Genomic DNA, 20,680 nt, shown 5'->3' on the forward strand with positions numbered 1-20,680 from the left:
CGTACGCCGCGTCAGCGGGCCCCCGCTCAGCTCTTGGAGGGCTCCGGGGCAGCCGCGACCTGGCAGCCCTTCTGAGCGTTCATCGCCTTGTCGAGACCGCCCGACTTGAGCTTCTCCAAGGCGGCCTTGCCGCCCTGGGTGGTCTGGTCGAGTCCGCTCGCGATGCCCTTGAGGCCCTCGGCGAACTTGCCCTGGTCCTTGGGGTCGAGGGCGTCCATCTTCGTCTTGAGGTCCGCGTAACCCTTGGAGGTGTCCTCGAAGCCCTTCACAGCGGCCTTCTGGGTCGCGTCACCGTCCTTGACCGGCGGAACTCCCGCGCCCGTCAGGGCTCCACCCATGGCCTTGTACGACTCGGACATGGTCTGGAACGCGCCCGCGTCCGTCTTCTGCACGTCCTCGGGCTTGCTGCTCTCGGTCGCCACCCGCTTGATGTCGGTGTTGGCTCCCTCGATCTTCTTCAGTTCTGGCTGCCACTTGTCGCAGACCTTCTTGGCCCACTCGTCGGTCTTGTTGGCGCCGTCGTCACCGCAACCGGACAGCACGAGCATCAGTACCGCGCCGCCGGACAAGGCGGCCGCAAACTTCTTGTTCACCGGATCGGTCCCTTCCAAGGCTCTCGGCCCGGAAGATACACGTGTGCGTCCGGATAAGCGGAAAGACGGACGGACGGCGCGTCAGTACGCGCCGCCCGTCCGCCATTCGGTCCCGTGCAGCGGCCCCTCGCGGGGCCGGTCGGTCCACCGTCAGGAAACCACCGCGGGATCGACCGGCTTCGCCACCCGCTCGGCGGCGCCGGTGCCCGTGTCGTCGCCGACCGTGATGCCGCGCCGCTTGGACACGTACACCGCGACGACGATGACGAGGATCGCCAGGACGGCGACCACCGCACGGACGGTCGGGCTGGCGTCGTCGCCGTAACTGAACTTCACGACGGCCGGGGCGATCAGCAGCGCCACCAGGTTCATCACCTTGAGCAGCGGGTTGATCGCGGGACCGGCGGTGTCCTTGAACGGGTCGCCGACGGTGTCGCCGATGACGGTCGCGGCATGGGCGTCGCTGCCCTTGCCGCCGTAGTGGCCGTCCTCGACGAGCTTCTTCGCGTTGTCCCACGCGCCACCGGAGTTGGCGAGGAAGACGGCCATCAGCGTGCCGGTGCCGATGGCGCCCGCGAGGTACGAGCCGAGCGCGCCGACGCCGAGGCTGAACCCGACCGCGATGGGGGCCAACACGGCGAGCAGCCCGGGCGTGGCGAGTTCGCGCAGGGCGTCCTTGGTGCAGATGTCCACGACGCGCCCGTACTCGGGCTTCTCGGTGTAGTCCATGATCCCGGGGTGCTCGCGGAACTGGCGCCGCACCTCGTAGACCACGGCCCCGGCCGAGCGGGAGACCGCGTTGATGGCCAGGCCCGAGAACAGGAACACGACGGCCGCGCCCAGGATCAGCCCGACCAGGTTGTTGGGCTGCGAGATGTCCAGGCTCAGGCCCATGTCGCCGGCCTTGGCACCGACGTCCTTGACGGCCGTGGCGATCGCGTCCCGGTACGAGCCGAAGAGCGCGGCGGCGGCCAGTACGGCGGTGGCGATGGCGATGCCCTTGGTGATCGCCTTGGTGGTGTTGCCCACCGCGTCCAGGTCGGTCAGGACCTGGGCGCCCGCGCCCTCGACGTCGCCGGACATCTCCGCGATGCCCTGGGCGTTGTCGGAGACCGGACCGAAGGTGTCCATGGCGACGATGACGCCGACGGTGGTCAGCAGGCCGGTGCCGGCCAGGGCCACCGCGAAGAGCGCCAGCATGATCGACGTGCCGCCGAGCAGGAACGCGCCGTACACGCCGAGGCCGATGAGCAGCGCGGTGTAGACGGCGGATTCCAGGCCGATGGAGATGCCGGCGAGGACGACGGTGGCCGCGCCGGTGAGCGAGGACTTGCCGATGTCCTGGACGGGACGGCGGGTGGTCTCGGTGAAGTAGCCCGTGAGCTGCTGGATGAGGGCGGCGAGCACGATGCCGATGGCCACGGAGACGAGCGCGAAGACGCGCGGGTCGCCGGAGTGGCCGGTGATGCCCGTGTCCTCGACGCCGACCAGGTCCTTGAAGCTGGACGGCAGGTAGACGAGGACCGCGACGGCGACCAGCACCAGCGAGATCACCGCCGAGATGAAGAACCCGCGGTTGATGGCGCTCATGCCGCTGCGGTCGGTGCGGCGCGGAGAGACCGCGAAGATGCCGATCATGGCGGTGATGACGCCGATGGCGGGCACGATCAACGGGAAGGCCAGACCCAGGTCGCCGAAGGCGGCCTTGCCGAGGATGAGCGCCGCGACGAGCGTGACGGCGTACGACTCGAAGAGGTCGGCGGCCATTCCCGCGCAGTCGCCGACGTTGTCGCCCACGTTGTCGGCGATGGTCGCGGCATTTCGCGGGTCGTCCTCCGGAATGCCCTGCTCGACCTTGCCGACCAGGTCGGCGCCGACGTCGGCGGCCTTGGTGAAGATGCCGCCGCCGACGCGCATGAACATCGCGATGAGCGCGGCGCCGAGGCCGAAGCCCTCCAGGACCTTGGGGGCGTCGGCGGCGTAGACGAGCACGACGCAGGAGGCGCCGAGCAGGCCGAGGCCGACCGTGAACATGCCGACCACGCCGCCTGTGCGGAAGGCGATCCGCATGGCCTTGTGGGAGACCTCGGTCAGGTCCTTGGCGGGTTCGCCCTCGGCGGGGGTGGCCTCGCGGGCGGCCGCGGCGACGCGGACGTTGGCGCGGACGGCGAGGCGCATGCCGATGTATCCGGTGGCGGCCGAGAAGAGCGCGCCGACGAGGAAGAAGGCGGAACGTCCCGCCCGCTGGGTCCAGTTCTCGGCGGGGAGCAGGAAGAGCAGGAAGAACACGACGACGGCGAAGATGCCGAGGGTGCGCATCTGGCGTCCCAGGTAGGCGTTGGCGCCCTCCTGGACCGCTGCCGCGATCTCCTTCATCCGGTCGGTTCCCTCGTCGGCGGCGAGCACCTGGCGGACCAGGATCTGCGCGACGACGAGCGCGGCGAGTGCCACCGCGGCAATGACGATCACGATAAGCCGATTGTCATCGGTCAGCACGGCCGCAGCGAGCTGGGCGGTGCTGTCTTGCGCGAGAGGGGTGAAGAGCCCCGTCATTCGTCCTCCTTGACGTGATGAGCTCAAGATGTGGACGGATTGTAGGGAGCGCCACCTGATCAAAACAGTGGGCGGGAAACGGAATTGGCCTGCACTTGCCCCTCTGCAATAGATCGCGTCACGGCAATACCCTCGAAAGTAGTAACGGGGCAAACCCATTGACCGATCGATGGCCGGTCGGCAAGGGATCTAGGAAAACGAAAAAGGCCCTGCTCAGCAGGGCCTTGGGAAAATATCGGAAGATGGGATTAAAGATCTCTGGGGAGCTACCGGAAGGACTAGGGCAGTTCCGAGACCCTGGTGGTCGGCCAGCTCATCCTGATGACACCGCCCGATTCACCACTGGTGACCTCGACGTCGTCGACCAGCCCGCTGATCACGGCGAGGCTCATCTCGTCCTCGGTGTCGACGTCGGCGTCCGCCGCGGGTGCGCCGGGGCCGGGAAAACCCGGGTGGCCGACGGAACCGCCGGGTTCACCCGAACGGCCGCCGGAACGGGACGCGGAGGTGCCTCCGGGCGGCCCGGGGACCTCGTCGCCGACCTCGATGGAGAAGACCTTCTCCTCTTCGGTCAGCACGACGCGGACGGGGGCGGTGAGCCCATTGCCGCGGTGGAGTCCGACGGCGCGCGAACAGGCCTCGCCCACGGCGAGTCTGACCTCGTCGAGAACGGCTTCCTCCACGCCTGCCCTGCGCGCGACGGCGGCCGCGACGAGGCGGGCCGTCCGGACGTGTTCGGGCTGAGCGCTGAAGCGGAGTTCAACGGTGGCCATGCGCGTCCCCCTCGGACTACGGGCGTGCCTTACAGGGGCCCGGGCACATAGCCCGGGACCCCCGCTCCTACTGCCGGGATCCGTCAGTCGGTGGCGTTGACGGCGTCTTCCACCGTGGTGTGAATCGGGAACACCTTGGTGAGACCGGTGATGCGGAAAATCTTGAGGATGCGCTCCTGGTTGCACACCAGACGCAGTGAGCCCTCATGCGCGCGGACGCGCTTGAGGCCTCCCACGAGCACACCGAGGCCGGTGGAGTCGAGGAAGTCCACTCGCTCCATGTCGACAACCAAGTGGTAGCTGCCGTCGTTCACCAACTCGACCAACTGCTCGCGCAGCTTGGGCGCGGTATACACATCAATCTCGCCACCGACCTCGACGACTGTGCGGTCGCCAACTGTGCGAGTCGACAGGGACAGGTCCACGGATCCTCCAGCACCTTGCTATCGAGCGGCGCCCCCCAGGGGCCTCCTCACCCGAAGGTAGAGGAGGGATTGGCTGCCGCGATGGCATTCAATCACTTACCGGTAGGCGCGCACGACGCCTTGGGACCATTGTCCCGCACGCCAGTGACACACTCGCTTCCGATGTCCCATTCTCACCGTTCCCGTCGGCCCACGGCGGCCGCGGACACACGACCCAGCCCCGACACGGTCCTGGACCGGCTGTCACGGGGGCCTGCCCGAGCTGCGCGCATCACTCATACGGAGCACTTGCCCCCTCGGGAGGGTCGTCATGCGGTCTGGCCTGATCGCATCCGAACTGATGTCGTAGCCGCGATCCAGGCCGCCGGGATCGAACATCCGTGGGAACACCAGGCGCGGGCCGCGGAGCACGCCCTGGACGGCGAATCCGTGATCGTCGCCACCGGCACCGCCTCCGGCAAGTCCCTGGCCTACCTCGCCCCGGTGCTCAGCGCCCTGGCGGACGGCGCCGAGGCCCCGAACGGCCGGGGCGCGACGGCCCTGTACCTCGCCCCCACCAAGGCCCTGGCCGCCGACCAGCGGCGCGCCGTACGAGAACTGGCCGGGCCCCTCGGGAACGCCGTCCGGCCCGCGGTCTACGACGGGGACACCCCCGTCGAGGAACGCGAATGGGTGCGGCAGTACGCCAACTACGTCCTCACCAATCCCGACATGCTGCACCGGGGGATACTCCCGGCCCATCCCCGCTGGTCCTCCTTCCTGCGCGCCCTGCGCTACGTCGTCATCGACGAGAGCCACACCTACCGCGGGGTCTTCGGCTCCCACGTCGCCCAGGTGCTGCGCCGGCTGCGGCGGCTGTGCGCCCGCTACGGCTCCGACCCGGTCTTCCTGCTGGCCTCGGCCACCGCGACCCGGCCCGCCGCCTCGGCCTCCCTGCTGACCGGGCTCCCCGTGACGGAGATCACGGACGACGCGTCCCCGCGCGGCGAGGTCGTCTTCGCCCTGTGGGAGCCCCCGCTCACCGACCTGAAGGGCGAGAAGGGCGCCCCGGTGCGCCGTACGGCCACCGCGGAGACCGCCGACCTCCTGACGGACCTGGTCGTCCAGGGGGTCCGTACGGTCGCCTTCGTGCGCTCCCGGCGCGGCGCCGAGCTGATCGCCCTGATCACCCAGGAGCGGCTGGCCGCCGTGGACCGCTCGCTGCCGCCGCGGGTGGCCGCCTACCGGGGCGGGTACCTGCCCGAGGAGCGCCGGGCCCTGGAGCGGGCCCTGCACTCCGGCGAGCTGCTCGGGCTCGCCGCCACCACCGCCCTGGAGCTGGGCGTGGACGTCTCCGGCCTGGACGCGGTCCTGATCACGGGCTACCCGGGCACCCGGGCCTCCCTGTGGCAGCAGGCCGGGCGGGCCGGACGCTCCGGCCAGGGCGCCCTGGCCATCCTGATCGCCCGGGACGACCCGCTGGACACCTACCTGGTCCACCACCCCGAGGCCCTGTTCCAGCAGCCGGTGGAGGCCACCGTGCTGGACCCCGACAACCCGTACGTCCTGGCCCCCCACCTGTGCGCGGCGGCGGCCGAGCTCCCGCTGACCGAACCCGATCTGGACCTCTTCGGCCCGGCCGCCCGCGACCTCCTCCCCCAGCTCGAAGCGGCGAAGCTGCTGCGGCACCGCGTCACGGCCTGGCACTGGACCCGCCGGGAGCGGGCCTCGGACCTGACCGACATCCGGGGAGACGGCGGGCGCCCGGTGCAGATCGTGGAGGCCGCGACGGGCCGGCTGCTGGGCACCGTCGACGAGGCGGCGGCCCACACCGCCGTCCACGACGGCGCCGTCCACCTCCACCAGGGCCGCACCTACCTGGTGCGGCACCTGGACCTGGAGGACTCGGTCGCCCTCGTCGAGGAGGCCTCACCGCCCTTCTCCACCACCGCCCGCGACATCACCTCCATCTCCGTCCTGGAGACCGAGACGGAGATCCCCTGGGGAGCGGCCCGGCTCTGCTTCGGCTCCGTGGAGGTCACCAACCAGGTCGTCTCCTACCTTCGGCGCAAACTGATCACCGGCGAGGTGCTCGGCGAGGCCAAGCTCGACCTCCCGCCCCGCACCCTGCGCACCCGGGCCGTGTGGTGGACGGTCACCGAGGACCAGCTCGACGAGGCCCGGATCAACCCGGAGATCCTCGGCGGCGCCCTGCACGCCGCCGAACACGCCTCGATCGGCCTGCTCCCGCTGTTCGCCACCTGCGACCGCTGGGACATCGGCGGCGTCTCCGTCCCGCTGCACCCGGACACCCTCCTTCCGACGGTCTTCGTCTACGACGGCCACCCCGGCGGCGCCGGATTCGCGGAGCGCGCCTTCCACACGGCCCGCGCCTGGCTGACCGCCACGCGCGACGCGATCGCCGCCTGCGAATGCGAGGCGGGCTGCCCCTCCTGCATCCAGTCCCCCAAGTGCGGCAACGGCAATGACCCCCTGCACAAACGCGGCGCCATCCGCCTCCTCACCCACCTCCTCTCAGCGGCCCCGGAACCGGTGCCGGACCTGGGCCTGGGCCCGGAGCCGGGGCTTGGGGTGGGCCCGGGGCCGGAGCCGGGTCGGGCGCCGGGGCCGGGGCCGGGCCCGGCGCCGGCTTCGTAGGGCCGCCGTAGCCCGGCGGGAGCCGGGGTGCGGCCCGAGGCGAGGGTGTTCCCAGGGGTGCCGCCCGGGGCGGGAGTGTCGGCGCGGGACCGGGCGCGGGCGCGGGACGGGGCGCGGGTTCGAGACCGGGCGCGGGTTCGGGCGGGCCCGCGCGGGCGGAGACCGCCGGGGCGAAGGGGCCCGCCGGGGCGCGGACCGTCACCTCCGCTACCTCCCCCGGGACCGCGCAGGCGGTCACCCGCGCGCCCTGCTCAGCCGCCACGCGTACCGCCGCGGCGCACGCCACCCGGGGGCCGCGGGTCCAGCTCGCGGCGGCCGCCAGGGCGGCCAGGTCCGCGGCGGCCCCCGCCCGGTGCCGGGCCACCACCGCCTGGCCCAGCAGCAGCACTCCCCCGAACACCGCCACCAGCGCCGTGGCCACCACGGTCGCCCACACCGTGGCCGAACCCCGGTCCCGGCTCATGGCGGCGGCCCCACGCTGTCCTCGGCCAGCGCCACCGCCTGGGCACCGAGGCGCACGGGCAGCGCGCCCGGGCCCGGTGCGGGCGCACTCACCCGCACCCGCCACAGGTCCCCCGTCCGCTCCAGCTCCACCCGGGCCCCCGGCGGAGCGGCCTCCCGGGCGGCGCCGAGCGCCGCCTCGGCCGGTTCGGAGCGGGCCGCCGCCCGCGCCCCCGCCCGGGCCGCGTCCACGCACCGGATCTGCGCGGCCGCCGCCATCAGCGCCCACACCAGCAGCGCCGCGAAAAGGACCAGCGCCGGGATCACCAGGGCTGCCTCCGCCGTGACATAACCGCGGTCGCCCCTTTCCGCCGACTTCCCGGACCCCCCGTCAGACCCCCGCTCAGAAGGGCACATCGAGCGCCTTCCCGATGGTCGACTGAAGCGCCGTCGCAACGACGTCACTCGTGACCACCTTGTACAGAACGGCCGCGAACGCACATGCCGCGATCGTGCCCATGGCGTATTCCGAGGTCGACATTCCCGCGTCCCCGCAGCGGGCCCGCAGGGCCACACGAACGCGAAACCACATGATCCTCACAACAACCTCCAGTGAATTCGACTTACTGATGTGATTTCAGTTGCCGGAGAGGAGACCGGAAGCCATCCCGATCACCACCGGCGCCACTCCCACCGCGAGAAATGCGGGGAGGAAACACAGCCCCACCGGGGCGGTGATGAGAACGGCGACCCGCTGGGCCCTGGCTCCGGCCCGCCGGGCCCGGTCCGCGCGGAGCCTCCCCGCCAGCCGGGCCACCGGCTCCGCCGCGGGCGCCCCCGTCCGGGCGGCCCGGTCCAGGCATTCGGCCAGCACCTCGGCGCCCGGCACCCGCGCCAACCGCCCCCACGCGGCCCCTGGTTCTCCACCGAGCCGCAGCTCCGCCCCGGCCAGGGCCAGCCGCTCACCCACCGGGCCGCCCAAGGACTCGCCGACCACCTCGGCCGCCTCGACCGGCCCGGCCCCGGCCGCCAGACACGCGGCCAGCAGATCGGCGGCGAACGGCAACTGGCGCTCCGCCTCCCTCAGGTCCTCCTCGGGCGACGCCCGCGCCCTGAACTGCCAGCGCCGTACCCCGAGGGCCGCCGCGCAGCCGACCGCACCGCCCGCCACCCCGCCCACCAGCACCCAGCCCGCGAGCAACGCCCCAACGGGGCCCGCCCACACCACCACCGCCTCCCGGACCCGAGGAGTGATCGCGGCTCCCGCGCGGCGGCCTGGATCCCGCCCGAGCAGCACCGCGAGCCTGCGCCGAGCCGCCCGGTCCCGGACCCGCGACCCCACCACCGACACCAGCCACAGCACAGTTCCCGCGAGGCCGAGCACTGTCCCCAGCCTGTGGACGGACGCCCCGGACCCGAGGACACCCATCACCGCCCCGCCCGTCACGGCACCTCCCATCACCGGACCTCCCATCACCGCTCCCCCGTCCGCATCAGCCGTCGGCACCACAGCAGTCCCAGCGCCTCCAGCACCCCGCCCGCCACCAGGCACCCCAGCCCCAGCGGGGTGTGCAGCAGCACCCATAACGGATCGGCGCCCAACCCGGTCCCCATCAGCAGCCCGACCAGTGGCAACAGCGCGAGCACCACCGCGGTGGACCGCGCCCCCGCCAGCTCCGCCCGCATCGACTCCTCCCGGTCCCGCTCCGCCCGCAACGCCCCCTCCAGCCGCTCCAGCCCGGCGGCCAGCCCCGCGCCGCCGTCCACCGACACCCGCCAGCAGGCGGCCATCCCGGCCAGCCCCTCCGCGCCGGGCTCCCGGGCCGCCAGCCGCAGCGCCCCCGCGACATCCCCGCCGAACGCCGCAGCGGCCAGCAGCCCCGTCTCCGCCGCGCCGGGACCTCCCGGCCCGGACACGGTCCGGCGCATCGCCGCCGTCAGCGCCTGCCCCGGTTGCGCCCCGGAGCGCAGCTCCCCCACCACGGCCCCGCACAGGGCCACCACCTCCGCGGCCCGCGCCTCCCGGGCCCGGGCCCGCTGCCGGACCCGCAGCAGCCGCCGCACCAGGGGCACCGCCACCGCCCCCACCACCAGGGGAATCACCGAGCCGCCCAGTACCGCGAGGACCAGGCCGACCGCTAGGGCGCCCCACTCCCGCCAGCGCGCCACCCCCACCCGCACCGCGACGGCCAGCCGCTCCCGGGCCTCCGGCCCGCCCGGCACCACCGGACCCGCCCCGGCCAGCATCAACCGGGCCCGCCGCGGCACCGGATCGCCCCCGGCCAGCAACCAGGCCGCCGCCCCCGCGCAGAGCGCCGCGGCGAACACGGGAGCCGACACCACCGGCGCCCCCGCGCTCACCGCACACCTCCCAGCAGAGGCCGCAGCCGTTCCCAGCCCGCCTCCCGGACGAAACCCCGCGCCCCCCAGCGCAGCGCGGGCACCGTCACCACCAGACCGGCGCCGTCCCGCTCCAGCACGTGCACCTCGGCCACCCGGCGCCGACCGTTCCGGTCCCGGACCAGATGGATCACCAGGGACAGCGCGGCCGCCAACTGACTGTGCAGGGCGGCCCGGTCGAGTCCGGCGGCGGTGCCGAGCGCCTCCATCCGGGCGGGGACGTGCGCGGCGGCATTGGCGTGCACCGTCCCGCAGCCACCTTCGTGCCCCGTATTGAGCGCGGCCAGCAGATCCGCCACCTCGGCCCCCCGCACCTCACCCACGACGAGCCGGTCCGGCCGCATCCGCAGCGCCTGACGGACCAGATCGGCCAGGGTGACCAGGCCCGCGCCCTCCTGGTTCGCCGGCCGTGCCTCCAGCCGCACCACATGGGGATGGTCAGGACGCAGCTCGGCCGAATCCTCGGCCAGCACGATCCGCTCCCCCGGCCCGACCAGCCCCAGCAACGCGCTCAACAGCGTGGTCTTCCCAGTTCCGGTGCCTCCGGAGACCAGGAACGACAGCCGGGCCTCGACCAGCGCCCGCAGCAGCCGATGCCCGCCCGGCGGCAGCGTCCCCGCGTCCACCAGCTCGTCCAGGGTGAACGCCCTCGGCCGCACCACTCGCAGCGACAGACAGGCCGACCCCACCGCGACCGGTGGCAGCACCGCGTGCAGCCGGGTCCCGTCCGGCAGCCTCGCGTCCACCCAGGGCCGCGCATCGTCGAGCCGACGGCCCGCGACGGCGGCCAGTCGCTGCGCGAGCCTGCGCACCGCCTCGGCATCCGGGAAGGTCACCGAGGTCAACTCCAGCCCACCGCCCCGGTCCACCCACACCCGGTCCGGCGCCGCCACCAGGACATCCGTCACCTCCGGATCGGCCAGCAACGCCTCCAGCGGCCCGGCGCCGACCAGCTCGCACCGCAACTCCTCGGCCGCGCCGAGCACTTCCGCGTCCCCCAGCAGCCTCCCCTGGGCCCGCAGCGCCGCCGCCACCCTGGCCGGGGTCGGCTCCGCCCCGCTCTCCGCGAGCCGCTGCCGCACCGCTTCCAGCAGCCCGGCGCTCATACCGCCGCCCCCTGACCGGACGGGGCCAACGCCCGCTCCCAGAACCCGTCGCAGAACCGGGCCAGCGCACCCCGGCCCCGCTCCCCCGGTGTCTCTCCTTCGGCCACCCGCCCCGGCAGCCCCACCTCCAGCGGCACCTCACCGGCCAGCGGCACCCGCAGCAGCTCGGCCACCGCCTCCGCGTCCAGACCGCCCGGGAGCCTCCCCCGGACCACCGCACGCACGTCCCGGGCCACCATCCGCACCCCGGCAGCCACCCGCCCCGCGGCGGCCACCGCCCGCAACTCGCCCGGCACCACCAGCAGCACCAGGTCCAGCTGGGCCAGCACCTCGGCCACGCCCTCGTCGACCCGCCGCGGAAGGTCGACCACGACCACCCCGCCCCGGCGCCGCGCCGCGGCCACCACCGAGCGCATCGCGGCGGGCGGCACCACCACCCGGTCCCCGCGGTCCCAGCTGAGCACCCGCAACGCGTGCAGTTCCGGGAGCGATTCGGCGAGCGCGTCGGCGCCGACCCGGCCCCGGGAGCCCGCGAAGTCCGGCCAGCGGAGCCCCTCGGCGCCCTCACCGCCGAGCAGCACGTCCATACCGCCGCCCAGCGGATCGCCGTCGACGAGAAGGGTCCGCTCCCCGAGCGCGGCAGCCCGTACCGCCAGGGCGCAGGCCAGCGTGGACGCTCCGGCCCCGCCGCTCCCGCCGATCACCCCCACCGTGAGCGCGGGCCGCCCCGCACCTTCCACCACATCGGCGATGCGGTCGACGAGCCTGCTCTCGGCGTCCGGCAGCCGCATCACCTCCTCGGCCCCGATCTCCACCGCCCGCTGCCAGACCCGCGGATCGTCCAGATCCCGGCCGACGAGGAGCACTCCCGCCCTGCGGGGCGCCCCGCGCAGCCGTCGGGCGGCGTCGTCCCCGACCAGGACGAGCGGTGCCGACTCCCACCCCACCCCTCCCTTCGGGCCGTCCTCCACGCCCCGGTCGAGCCCGTCGGCCGTCCGGCCCCCATCGGTCCCGTCACCCCCGGCGGGTCGCCCCGCGCCGCTCACCGCGGACACCGCGGCCACGGGTGGCACCGCGGGCGCCACGAGCCCCCCGTGGTCCACGTGGGGCTCGGCCCCCGCGGCGGCGCACAGCCGCAGCAGATCGTCGAGCAGCAGCGGATCCTCCGTGATGATCAGCGGCCTCCCCCCGCCCACGGCCGTCCGGACCCCGGCGGGCACCGCCGCTCCACGTCCCGGACCGGACGTCCCACCGGGCCATCCGGCATCCGGAGCCCCGGCCCCCGGCGCCCCGCGTCCACGCCCCCCGCGCGCGGCCTTCACACGGGCCCGCGCACCGCTCCTCGTACCGCCCCTCGGAACGGAAGCCGACCCGGGAACCGGCCCGTACCCAGACCCGTGTGCCGATCCGTGCGTCGACGCGTGTGCCGATCCGGCGAACGATCCAGCCATGATCCCCACCCCTTTCTCACCGCAAATCCCGGGCCGTGGACTTCACGCCCGGAATCACCGTGCGGCGAGGAGGGGATATCAAGTGGATCTTGGTCGAAAACTGTGGATAAGAAGATGCCTGTGAATAACTCCGACACCCACAAGGGTGAGTTCCAGAGCGCGCCGGAACAACTACGCAGCGTCACGAGTTCGATGAAGTGAGGGCCTTCGCCACGCAGGCCCACCGAGCAAGGGGAGCCAGAGGAATGATCACTTGGGGCCGAAGGCAGGAACGCGAACCGCGTCCGGACATGCGACGACCCCCGCCGGGGGGGAGAGCGGGGGTCGTCCCCACGGTCCGACTCGGGGGGGGAGGAGCCAGACCGGGTTAGCACGGTCGCGAACGATCCGTGACTTCCATGGTGTACCCGAGAGGCCTCTCAGGCAAACCCACGCGCCACACCCTTACGCCGAATGGTGGGCGCATATGCTCGGCACGTGGAAAATCAGCCCTTGCCGCACTCCTCGCCTCGCACCGCCGCCTTCTTCGACCTGGACAAGACGGTCATTGCGAAGTCGAGCACGCTGACGTTCAGCAAGTCCTTCTACCAGGGCGGCCTGATCAACCGGCGAGCGGTGCTGCGCACCGCCTACACCCAGTTCATCTTCCTGGCCGGCGGCGCCGACCACGACCAGATGGAGCGGATGCGGGAGTACCTCTCCGCCCTCTGCAAGGGGTGGAACGTGCAGCAAGTACGGGAGATCGTCGCCGAAGCCCTGCACGACCTCATCGATCCGATCATCTACGACGAGGCAGCGTCACTCATCGAGGCCCACCACACCGCGGGCCGCGACGTGGTGATCGTGTCCACCTCCGGCGCGGAGGTGGTCGAGCCGATCGGCGAGATGCTCGGCGCCGACCGGGTCGTCGCCACGCGCATGGTGGTCGGCGAGGACGGCTGCTTCACGGGCGAGATCGACTACTACGCCTACGGTCCCACCAAGGCCGAAGCCGTAAGGGAGTTGGCCGAGTCCGAGGGCTACGACCTCGCGCGGTGCTACGCCTACAGCGACTCGGCGACGGACATCCCGATGCTGGAGGCGGTCGGCCACCCGCACGCGGTCAACCCCGACCGGGCGTTGCGCCGCGAGGCGATCGCCCGCGAGTGGCCCGTACTGGTCTTCAACCGGCCGGTCCGGCTCAAGCAGCGGCTGCCCGGACTGTCGATGCCGCCGCGTCCCGCGCTCATCGCGGCGGCGGCCGTGGGCGCCGCCGCGGTCACGGCGGGCCTGGTCTGGTACGCCGGCCGCCGCCGTGCGGGCGCCCTCGCGGCCATCACCTCGGCCTGACCCGACCACCCCGGCCCGACCCCCGCTCCACCTCCACCCCGCCCCCACCCCGGCCCGCCCAAAGCCGAGCCGGGGGCGGCCACGAGCCAGGCCGGGGGTGCTGACCAGCCCAGAAACACCCTGTCCGGTTCGCCCCGGCTCGTCCCGGAAAGTAAAGAAGTGAGGCTAGGGGTTCCGCTTACTTCGGAAGCGGGGTACAAATGAGTCAACGGCCCGCGAGACCAAAGAACATCCGAGAGGATCATCTTTAACCGCAGTAAGGCCCACGGACCGAGCATGACGCATGAACGCCGAGCACCCACGCGACGTCGACCCGTCGATTACGGGCCAGCCGCACCAGGTAACGGGCAAAGTTCCCGACCTGATGGGCATACATCGAGGACGCTTGGTAACTGGGCGTGAATGCCAGCGGCGACACCAAAGCAAGACGGTGTCGCCGCAACCCTTTTTTCGCCTCCGCGCAGGCCCCTCCCCGGCGCCCCGGCGCCTTCCGAGCGCCCCACAAGCGCCTTGACGGCCGTTTTCGGGCCGTTCCCGCCCCGAACCCTCAGGCGGCGCCGCGCTGGAGCGCCTCGCAGACAGCCGTCGACTCACGGACACCGAGTTCGACCGCCCGGCCGCAGTGCGCGATCCAGGCCGCCATCCCCTGCGGGGTTCCGGACACATAGCCCTCGAACGCCGCGAGGTACGCCGCCGCACCCTGTTCGGCGTGCCCCACCTCGGCCGGGCAGATCGCCTTCGGGTCCAGGCCGCTGTTGATGAGCACGATCCGCTCGGCGGCGCGCGCGACCAGGCCGTTGTACGTACCGAAGGGCCGCAGCGCGAGCAGTTCGCCGTGCACCACCGCCGCCGTGACCAGCGCCGGAGCCGAACTCCCGCCGATGATCAGCCCGGACAGCCCCTCCAGCCGTCCCGCGACCTCGACCGCGTCCGGCAGCGGCAGCTCCACCAGCGGCTCGTCCACCGGCTCACCCGCCAGCCGAGGGCGCCCCACCGTGTCCCCCGAGCCAAAACCAGAACCTGCGGCCGAATCGGCACCCGCACCCAGACCCGCTCCCGCGCCCACCTGCCCCACCGCCACCAGGTGCAGCCGCGCCAGCACGCGCATCGGCGACTGCCGCCAGATACTCAGCAGCTGCCCGGCCTCGGCGGTGAGCCGCAGCGCCGCACCCACGGTCCGCGCCTGCGCGTCCAGGCTGAAGTCGCTGCGCCGCCGAACCTCCTCCAAGGCCCAGTCCGCGCCGGAGAGCGCCGCACTGCCGCGCGCCGCCCGCAGCGCGGCCTCCGAGGTGATCTCCCCGGCGCGCCGACGCATCACCCGGTGTCCGTAGACCCGGTCCACGGCCCTGCGTACGGAGTCGACCGCGTCCGGAACACCGGGAAGCGAGGCCAGGGCGACCAGCGGGTCAGTAGCACTACTCATAAGTAGGGAGCCTACGCACTGCCCACCCATAGCACCGACCCCTCCTTGGAGTGGTCTTCTTCACTCACATCGACCACGTCACGCAACCAACCGACTACGCTTGGTGAACATGAAGATCGCTTTCGTGGGAAAGGGCGGCAGCGGCAAGAGCACGCTGTCCTCCCTCTTCATCCGCCACCTCGCAGCCAATGAGGCCCCCGTCGTCGCGGTGGACGCCGACATCAACCAGCACCTCGGGGCCGCGCTCGGCCTCACCGAGGAAGAGGCCGCCGCGATGCCCGCCATGGGCGCGCACCTGCCCCTGATCAAGGATTACCTGCGCGGCTCCAATCCCCGCATCAGCTCCGCCGACGCGATGATCAAGACCACCCCACCCGGCGCCGGATCCCGCCTGCTGCGCGTCGCCGAGGACAACCCGGTCTACGACGCGTGCGCCCGCACCGTCAACCTCGACGGCCACGAGGAGGGCGACGTCGAGTACGTCCGGCTCATGGCCACCGGCCCCTTCACGGAATCCGATCTGGGCGTGGCCTGCTACCACTCGAAGGTCGGGGCGGTCGAACTCTGCCTGAACCACCTCGTGGACGGGCCCGACGAGTACGTCGTCGTCGACATGACGGCCGGGTCGGACTCCTTCGCCTCGGGCATGTTCACCCGCTTCGACATGACCTTCCTGGTCGCCGAGCCGACCCTCAAGGGCGTCTCCGTCTACCGCCAGTACAAGGAGTACGCGCGGAACTTCGGGATCACGCTCAAGGTCGTCGGGAACAAGGTGCAGGGACAGGACGACGTCGACTTCCTGCGCGCCGAGGTCGGTGACGACCTGCTCGTCACCGTCGGGCACTCGGACTGGGTCCGGTCGATGGAGAAGGGCCGTCCCGCTCCCTTCGACCTGCTGGAGGCGACCAACCGGCTGGCCCTGCAGACCCTCCAGGACGCGGCGGACGACTCGTACGCCGGGCGCGACTGGGCCCGGTACACCGAACAGATGGTGCACTTCCACCGGAAGAACGCCGAGAGCTGGGGCAACGCCAAGACCGGGGCCGACCTGGCGGACCAGATCGACCCCGATTTCGTCCTGCACGAACGGCTCGGCCAACAGCGGCCCGGCGAAGCCGCCGGGGATCAGCAGGTCGGCGAGACCGTCGGCGGGTCCGTCAGCGAGTGCTCCGAGGAGGACTCGGAGGAGGCCGCCGACGGGTCGTTCAGTTCTCCTCTGCCGACTCCGCAGCCGGCTTGACGCCCGCGGGCGCCGCGGGAGCGGAGGGCGGAGTGGCCGGACCGGTCGTCAGGAACTTCGGCCAGCCCTCCTTCGGCGTCTGGCCGACGTCGAGGGTGCGCATCCACTCCAGGGTCTTGGGGTCCTGCGCGTCCAGCCAGTCGGCCAGCTCGCGGAACGTGACGCAGCGGACCTCCTTCTGCGTGCACATGCCCTTGATGGAGTCCTCGACGGCGCGCATGTAGGTGCCGCCGTTCCAGGACTCGAAGTGGTTGCCGATGATCATCGGCGCGCGGTTGCCCTGGTAGACGCGGTCGAAGGCCTTCATCAGGCCGTCGCGCATCTGCTCACCCCAGTAGGCGTGCTGCGAGGGGTCGCCCTGGGTGGTCGTACCGGACTGGTTGACCAGGTAGTTGTAGTCCATGCTGAGCGTTTCGAACGCCCGGCCCGGCATGGGCACCAGTTGGAGCGGCAGGTCCCACAGGCCGTCCGTCTTCTTGGGCCAGATCTGCTTGCTGATCCCGCTGGAGTCGTAGCGGAAGCCCATGTCCTTCGCCGCCAGCATGAAGTTCTTCTGGCCCTCGAGGCAGGGGGTGCGGGCGCCGATCAGCTCCTTGTCGTAGTCGAAGGGGAGCGCCTTCTCCTGCTTGAGGCCCGGCGTGTTCGTCTTCCAGGACTTGACGAAGGACTTGGCCTGGTTGATCTCGCTCTTCCACTCGTCGACCGACCAGGTGCCGACGCCGCCCTCGGGACCGCAGAAGTGGCCGTTGAAGTGGGTGCCGATCTCGTTGCCCTCCAGCCAGGCACCGCGGACCTGCTCGGCGGTGTCCTTGATGCCCTGGAGGTCACCGAACCCGATGTCGGAGCGGCCCGGTGCGTGCTGAGGTGCGGTGTAGAGGGAACGCTTCTCCTCGGGGAGCATGTAGACGCCGCTGAGGAAATACGTCATCCGCGCGTTGTACTGCTTGCCGACCCCGCGGAAGTGCGAGAAGAGTTTCTGACTGTCCTCGCCCGCCCCGTCCCAGGAGAAGACGACGAATTGCGGGGGCTTCTCGCCGGGCTTCAGCTTTTCCGGCTTGCCCACGTTCGGCTGCGTGCCGGTGTACGAGGTCGAGCCGTCGCCGATCATCCGCAGGACGCTGCCCGGGGCTTCCGGCGCGGCGGCGCCCTTCTTGGCCTGGCTGCCCGCGGCGCCGATGCGCTTGGCCGGCTCCGAGGCGCTGCACCCGGTCACGCCCAGGACCAGCGCCGTGGCGACCAGGCCGCCGGCGATCTTCTTCGTGGCGGCCATCATCCGCCCACCTCATCCCTTGCCCGTTTCGGTGTTCCGCACGTTCCGCGTTCGGGCTGAAACGTCGCATGGGCACCACTCCGGGAAAGGTATGACAAGCCCGACTAAATGCTTAATCACCCTTGAGGGTTAATTCGTAGACCATTTAACCCCTATGTCTGGCCATGGACTTTACTCTGCATTACCATCCATTTACCGAGTGTTGATACTCCCGCCGCTTCACCCCTGCCCCCAGAGGAGACGGGAAATGACCCCCAGCGCCCCCACGCGCACCGACCAGCCCGCACCGCCGTCTCGCATGTCGCCCCGGATCCCGCCCCGGTTCACGGCCGACCTGTCCGCCTCCGTCGCCGTCTTCTTGATCGCCCTGCCGTTCTCCCTGGGCGTCGCCCTCGCCACCGGTTCCCCCCTCCAGGCCGGTCTCGTGGCCGCCGCCGTCGGCGGGATCATCGCCGGACGGCTCGGCGGAGCCCCGCTCCAGGTGAGCGGTCCCGCCGGCGGGCTGACCGTCGTGACCGCCGGGTTGATCCAGCACTACGGCTGGCGCACCACCTGTGCGATCACCGTGCTCGCCGGGCTCTGCCAGCTCGCCCTGGCCCTGCTGCGCACCGCCCGCTCGGCGCTCATGGTCAGCCCGTCCGTCGTGCACGGGATGCTCGCGGGCGTCGGTGTGACGATCGCGCTCGCCCAACTCCACATCGTGCTCGGCGGCACTCCGCAGAGCTCCGCCGTGGCCAACATCCAGGGCCTGCCCGCCCAGTTGGCCGCGCCACACCCCGCCGCGCTCGCCGTCAGCGCGCTCACCCTGACCGTGCTCTTCGGCTGGACCCGGCTCCCCGGGCGGGCCGGGCGGGCGCTGCGCAAGGTTCCGGCGGCGCTCGGCGCGGTCGCCGCGGCCACCGCCTTCGCGGCGTTCGCCGGGCTCTCCCTGCCCCGGGTCGACCTGCCGTCCTGGCGCGACCACGTCCTGCCCGCGCTGCCCGAGGGGCCCGTCCTCGGCATCCTCGCGGCGGTACTGACCGTCACTCTGGTCGGCAGTGTGGAATCACTGCTGTCCGCCGTCGCCACCGACAAGCTGATCGCCTCCAGCCGCGTTACGGGGGACCGCCCGCCGCGCGCCGACCTGGACCGGGAACTGCGCGGCCAGGGCGTGGCCAACATCGTCTCCGGAGCATTGGGCGGGCTGCCCGTCGCGGGCGGGGCCACCCGCAGCGTGGCCAACGTCAAGTCCGGCGCGGTCAGCCGGAGGTCGTCGATGCTGCACGGGCTCTGGGTGCTGCTCGCGGCGGGGCTGCTCGTACCCGTCCTCGACCTGATCCCGCTGGCCGCGCTGGCCGCCCTCGTCATGACCGTCGGCGTACAGATGGCCGGCATCAGGCACCTGCGCAGCGTCAGCCGCCATCGCGAGATCATCGTCTACCTCACCACCCTCACGGCCGTGGTGCTCGGCGGGGTGCTCGAAGGGGTGGCCATCGGGGTCGCGGTCGCCGTCGCCATCGCCCTGCACCGGCTGGCGCGTACCCGGATCACCATGGAAGTACAGGACGACGGACGGGTCCACCGGGTGTGGGCGCGCGGCCAGTTGACCTTCCTCGCGGTCCCGCGGCTCAGCCGGGTGCTGGGCCAGATCCCGCAGCACGGGCACGCGGTGATCGAGCTGGACGGTTCGTTCATCGACCACGCCGCCTACGAGACCCTGCAGGACTGGCAGGACTCCCATCTCGCGCACGGGGGTTCGGTGGAGGTCACCGGCCGCTCGGGGGCCAGGATCGGCGAGCCCGGCCGGACGCAGCGCGGTGCCCACCACTGCTGCCGGCCCTGGACCCCCTGGCAGAACCACTGCGACCACCGGGCACCGGAGGACCACGCGGAGGACCCCTCGACGAACCGTTCGGGGGACCTGCCCGTGGAGCTCTCGGAGGCGGCGCCCTTCGCGGGCCCTCCCGCGCAGGCCGCTCCCCCGGCACCCGCGGGACCCGTCAGGGCGGTGCGGCCCGGTCCGGCGCAGCGGCGTCGCGGTGCCGGACAGCTGGCCAGCGGGATCGGCGCCTTCCAGCGCGATACCGCCCCCCACGTCCGGGACGAGCTGGCCCGGCTGGCGCGCGAGGGCCAGCGCCCCTCGCAGCTCTTCCTCACCTGCGCGGATTCCCGGCTGGTCACCAGCATGATCACGGCCAGCGGCCCGGGCGACCTGTTCACCGTCCGCAATGTCGGCAATCTGGTCCCGCTGCCCGGCGCCGAGGCCACGGACGACTCCGTCGCGGCCGCCATCGAGTACGCCGTGGACGTGCTCATGGTGGACAGCATCACGGTCTGCGGCCACTCGGGCTGCGGGGCGATGCAGGCGCTGCTCACTGCCTCGCCCGGGGCGCCGATGACCCCGCTGCGGCGCTGGCTGCGGCACGGTCTGCCCAGTCTGGAACGGATGGCCAGCCGTCACCACGCCTGGGTCCGGATCTCGGGCAGGCTGCCCGCGGACGCCGTCGAGCAGCTGTGCCTGACCAATGTGGTGCAGCAGCTGGAGCACCTCAGGGCCCACGATTCGGTGGCGCGCAGGCTGGCCGAGGGCACCCTGGAGCTGCACGGGATGTACTTCCACGTGGGTGAGGCCCAGGCCTATCTGCTCTCGCAGGGCGAGGACTTCTTCGACTGCCGGGTCTTCGACAGCGTCCTGCCGGACGCCAGGACGGACGCCAGGACGGACGCCAGGGCGAACCCCAGGCCGGACACCAGGCCGGACACCAGACTGGGCAGCATGGCGGGCACCAGGCTGAGCACCAGGGCGGGCTTCAGGCTGGGCAGCATGCTGGGCGCCAAGCCGAACACCGGGCCGGACACCCAGGGGGCAAAAGCAGCCAAGCAGGATTCCCCTGCCTCACCCCGGGCGGCCACGCCCGTGTGACCCGATACGCTCCGTTCCGCGAGCCCCTCGATGGCCTCTTCCCGCACTCTGTCGCGGGAAGGGGCCATCGGCGCCTGCCCGCCCAGGGGTCGGGACATCCAGCCAGCCGTGCTATAGGTCTAAACCAATTTCCGGCA

General features: G+C 72.2%; 16 protein-coding genes and 1 pseudogene. 4 read left to right on the forward strand and 13 right to left on the reverse strand.

Annotation, left to right across the window (positions count from 1 at the left end; genetic code table 11):
- Positions 1–26: 26 nt before the first annotated feature.
- The 4 genes from QMF80_RS27230 to bldG form a co-directional block, all read right to left on the reverse strand.
- Positions 27–593: a small secreted protein gene (locus tag QMF80_RS27230; protein ID WP_283457863.1), complete on the reverse strand. Its 567-nt coding sequence runs from the start codon at positions 591–593 to the stop codon at positions 27–29.
- Between the two features lie 150 nt (positions 594–743).
- Complete coding sequence (locus tag QMF80_RS27235; protein WP_283457866.1) at positions 744–3,146, reverse strand: sodium-translocating pyrophosphatase; 2,403 nt, start codon at positions 3,144–3,146, stop codon at positions 744–746.
- 278 nt (positions 3,147–3,424) lie between these two features.
- Positions 3,425–3,919 carry an ATP-binding protein gene (locus QMF80_RS27240; protein ID WP_283457868.1) on the reverse strand — a complete coding sequence of 165 codons (495 nt, stop codon included), beginning with the start codon at positions 3,917–3,919 and terminating at the stop codon, positions 3,425–3,427.
- Between the two features lie 83 nt (positions 3,920–4,002).
- Positions 4,003–4,344 (reverse strand): anti-sigma factor antagonist BldG, encoded by a 342-nt coding sequence (bldG, locus tag QMF80_RS27245; RefSeq protein WP_008743037.1) that lies wholly within the window; start codon positions 4,342–4,344, stop codon positions 4,003–4,005.
- 81 nt (positions 4,345–4,425) lie between these two features.
- Here bldG and QMF80_RS27250 point away from each other — a divergent pair, with 81 nt between their 5' ends.
- Entirely contained in the window at positions 4,426–6,981 is a 2,556-nt protein-coding gene (locus QMF80_RS27250; RefSeq protein ID WP_283457884.1) for a DEAD/DEAH box helicase, read from the forward strand.
- A 202-nt stretch (positions 6,982–7,183) separates the two neighbouring features.
- On the opposite strand, the pseudogene QMF80_RS27255 reads toward QMF80_RS27250, so the two are convergent.
- From QMF80_RS27255 to ssd, 7 genes and pseudogenes are all read right to left on the reverse strand, one after another.
- A pseudogene (locus QMF80_RS27255) lies at positions 7,184–7,444 on the reverse strand (Rv3654c family TadE-like protein); the annotation flags it as partial.
- Positions 7,441–7,839 carry a TadE family type IV pilus minor pilin gene (locus QMF80_RS27260; protein ID WP_283457886.1) on the reverse strand — a complete coding sequence of 133 codons (399 nt, stop codon included), beginning with the start codon at positions 7,837–7,839 and terminating at the stop codon, positions 7,441–7,443. The gene QMF80_RS27260 and the pseudogene QMF80_RS27255, both read right to left, overlap by 4 nt.
- A complete protein-coding gene (locus QMF80_RS27265) occupies positions 7,826–7,963 on the reverse strand; it encodes a DUF4244 domain-containing protein (protein ID WP_349372244.1) in 138 nt (45 codons plus the stop codon). The genes QMF80_RS27260 and QMF80_RS27265 overlap by 14 nt, the downstream gene beginning before the upstream one ends.
- Positions 7,964–8,059: 96 nt before the next feature.
- Positions 8,060–8,881 carry a type II secretion system F family protein gene (locus tag QMF80_RS27270; protein ID WP_283457888.1) on the reverse strand — a complete coding sequence of 274 codons (822 nt, stop codon included), beginning with the start codon at positions 8,879–8,881 and terminating at the stop codon, positions 8,060–8,062.
- A 14-nt stretch (positions 8,882–8,895) separates the two neighbouring features.
- Positions 8,896–9,783 (reverse strand): type II secretion system F family protein, encoded by an 888-nt coding sequence (locus QMF80_RS27275; RefSeq protein WP_283457890.1) that lies wholly within the window; start codon positions 9,781–9,783, stop codon positions 8,896–8,898.
- Positions 9,780–10,928 carry a TadA family conjugal transfer-associated ATPase gene (locus QMF80_RS27280; protein ID WP_283457893.1) on the reverse strand — a complete coding sequence of 383 codons (1,149 nt, stop codon included), beginning with the start codon at positions 10,926–10,928 and terminating at the stop codon, positions 9,780–9,782. The genes QMF80_RS27275 and QMF80_RS27280 overlap by 4 nt, the downstream gene beginning before the upstream one ends.
- Complete coding sequence (gene ssd, locus QMF80_RS27285) at positions 10,925–12,148, reverse strand: septum site-determining protein Ssd (protein ID WP_283457894.1); 1,224 nt, start codon at positions 12,146–12,148, stop codon at positions 10,925–10,927. Before ssd ends, QMF80_RS27280 begins: the two co-directional genes overlap by 4 nt.
- A 684-nt stretch (positions 12,149–12,832) precedes the next feature.
- Here ssd and QMF80_RS27290 point away from each other — a divergent pair.
- Positions 12,833–13,708 (forward strand): HAD family hydrolase, encoded by an 876-nt coding sequence (locus QMF80_RS27290; protein ID WP_283457896.1) that lies wholly within the window; start codon positions 12,833–12,835, stop codon positions 13,706–13,708.
- A 547-nt stretch (positions 13,709–14,255) separates the two neighbouring features.
- Here QMF80_RS27290 and QMF80_RS27295 read toward each other — a convergent pair.
- Complete coding sequence (locus QMF80_RS27295) at positions 14,256–15,131, reverse strand: Fic family protein (protein ID WP_283457898.1); 876 nt, start codon at positions 15,129–15,131, stop codon at positions 14,256–14,258.
- 109 nt (positions 15,132–15,240) lie between these two features.
- Between QMF80_RS27295 and QMF80_RS27300 the strand changes: the two genes are divergently transcribed.
- Positions 15,241–16,371 (forward strand): ATP-binding protein, encoded by a 1,131-nt coding sequence (locus QMF80_RS27300; protein WP_283457900.1) that lies wholly within the window; start codon positions 15,241–15,243, stop codon positions 16,369–16,371.
- Here QMF80_RS27300 and QMF80_RS27305 read toward each other — a convergent pair.
- Positions 16,337–17,644, reverse strand: coding sequence for a polysaccharide deacetylase family protein (locus tag QMF80_RS27305; RefSeq protein WP_283457902.1), 1,308 nt, complete (start codon positions 17,642–17,644; stop codon positions 16,337–16,339). The two genes, QMF80_RS27300 and QMF80_RS27305, sit on opposite strands and share 35 nt — an antisense overlap.
- 244 nt (positions 17,645–17,888) lie before the next feature.
- Between QMF80_RS27305 and QMF80_RS27310 the strand changes: the two genes are divergently transcribed.
- Positions 17,889–20,543, forward strand: coding sequence for a SulP family inorganic anion transporter (locus QMF80_RS27310; protein WP_502962928.1), 2,655 nt, complete (start codon positions 17,889–17,891; stop codon positions 20,541–20,543).
- Positions 20,544–20,680 lie beyond the last annotated feature (137 nt).

This window comes from Streptomyces sp. G-G2 (assembly GCF_030063135.1).
In the GTDB taxonomy this organism is placed as follows: Bacteria; Actinomycetota; Actinomycetes; order Streptomycetales; family Streptomycetaceae; genus Streptomyces.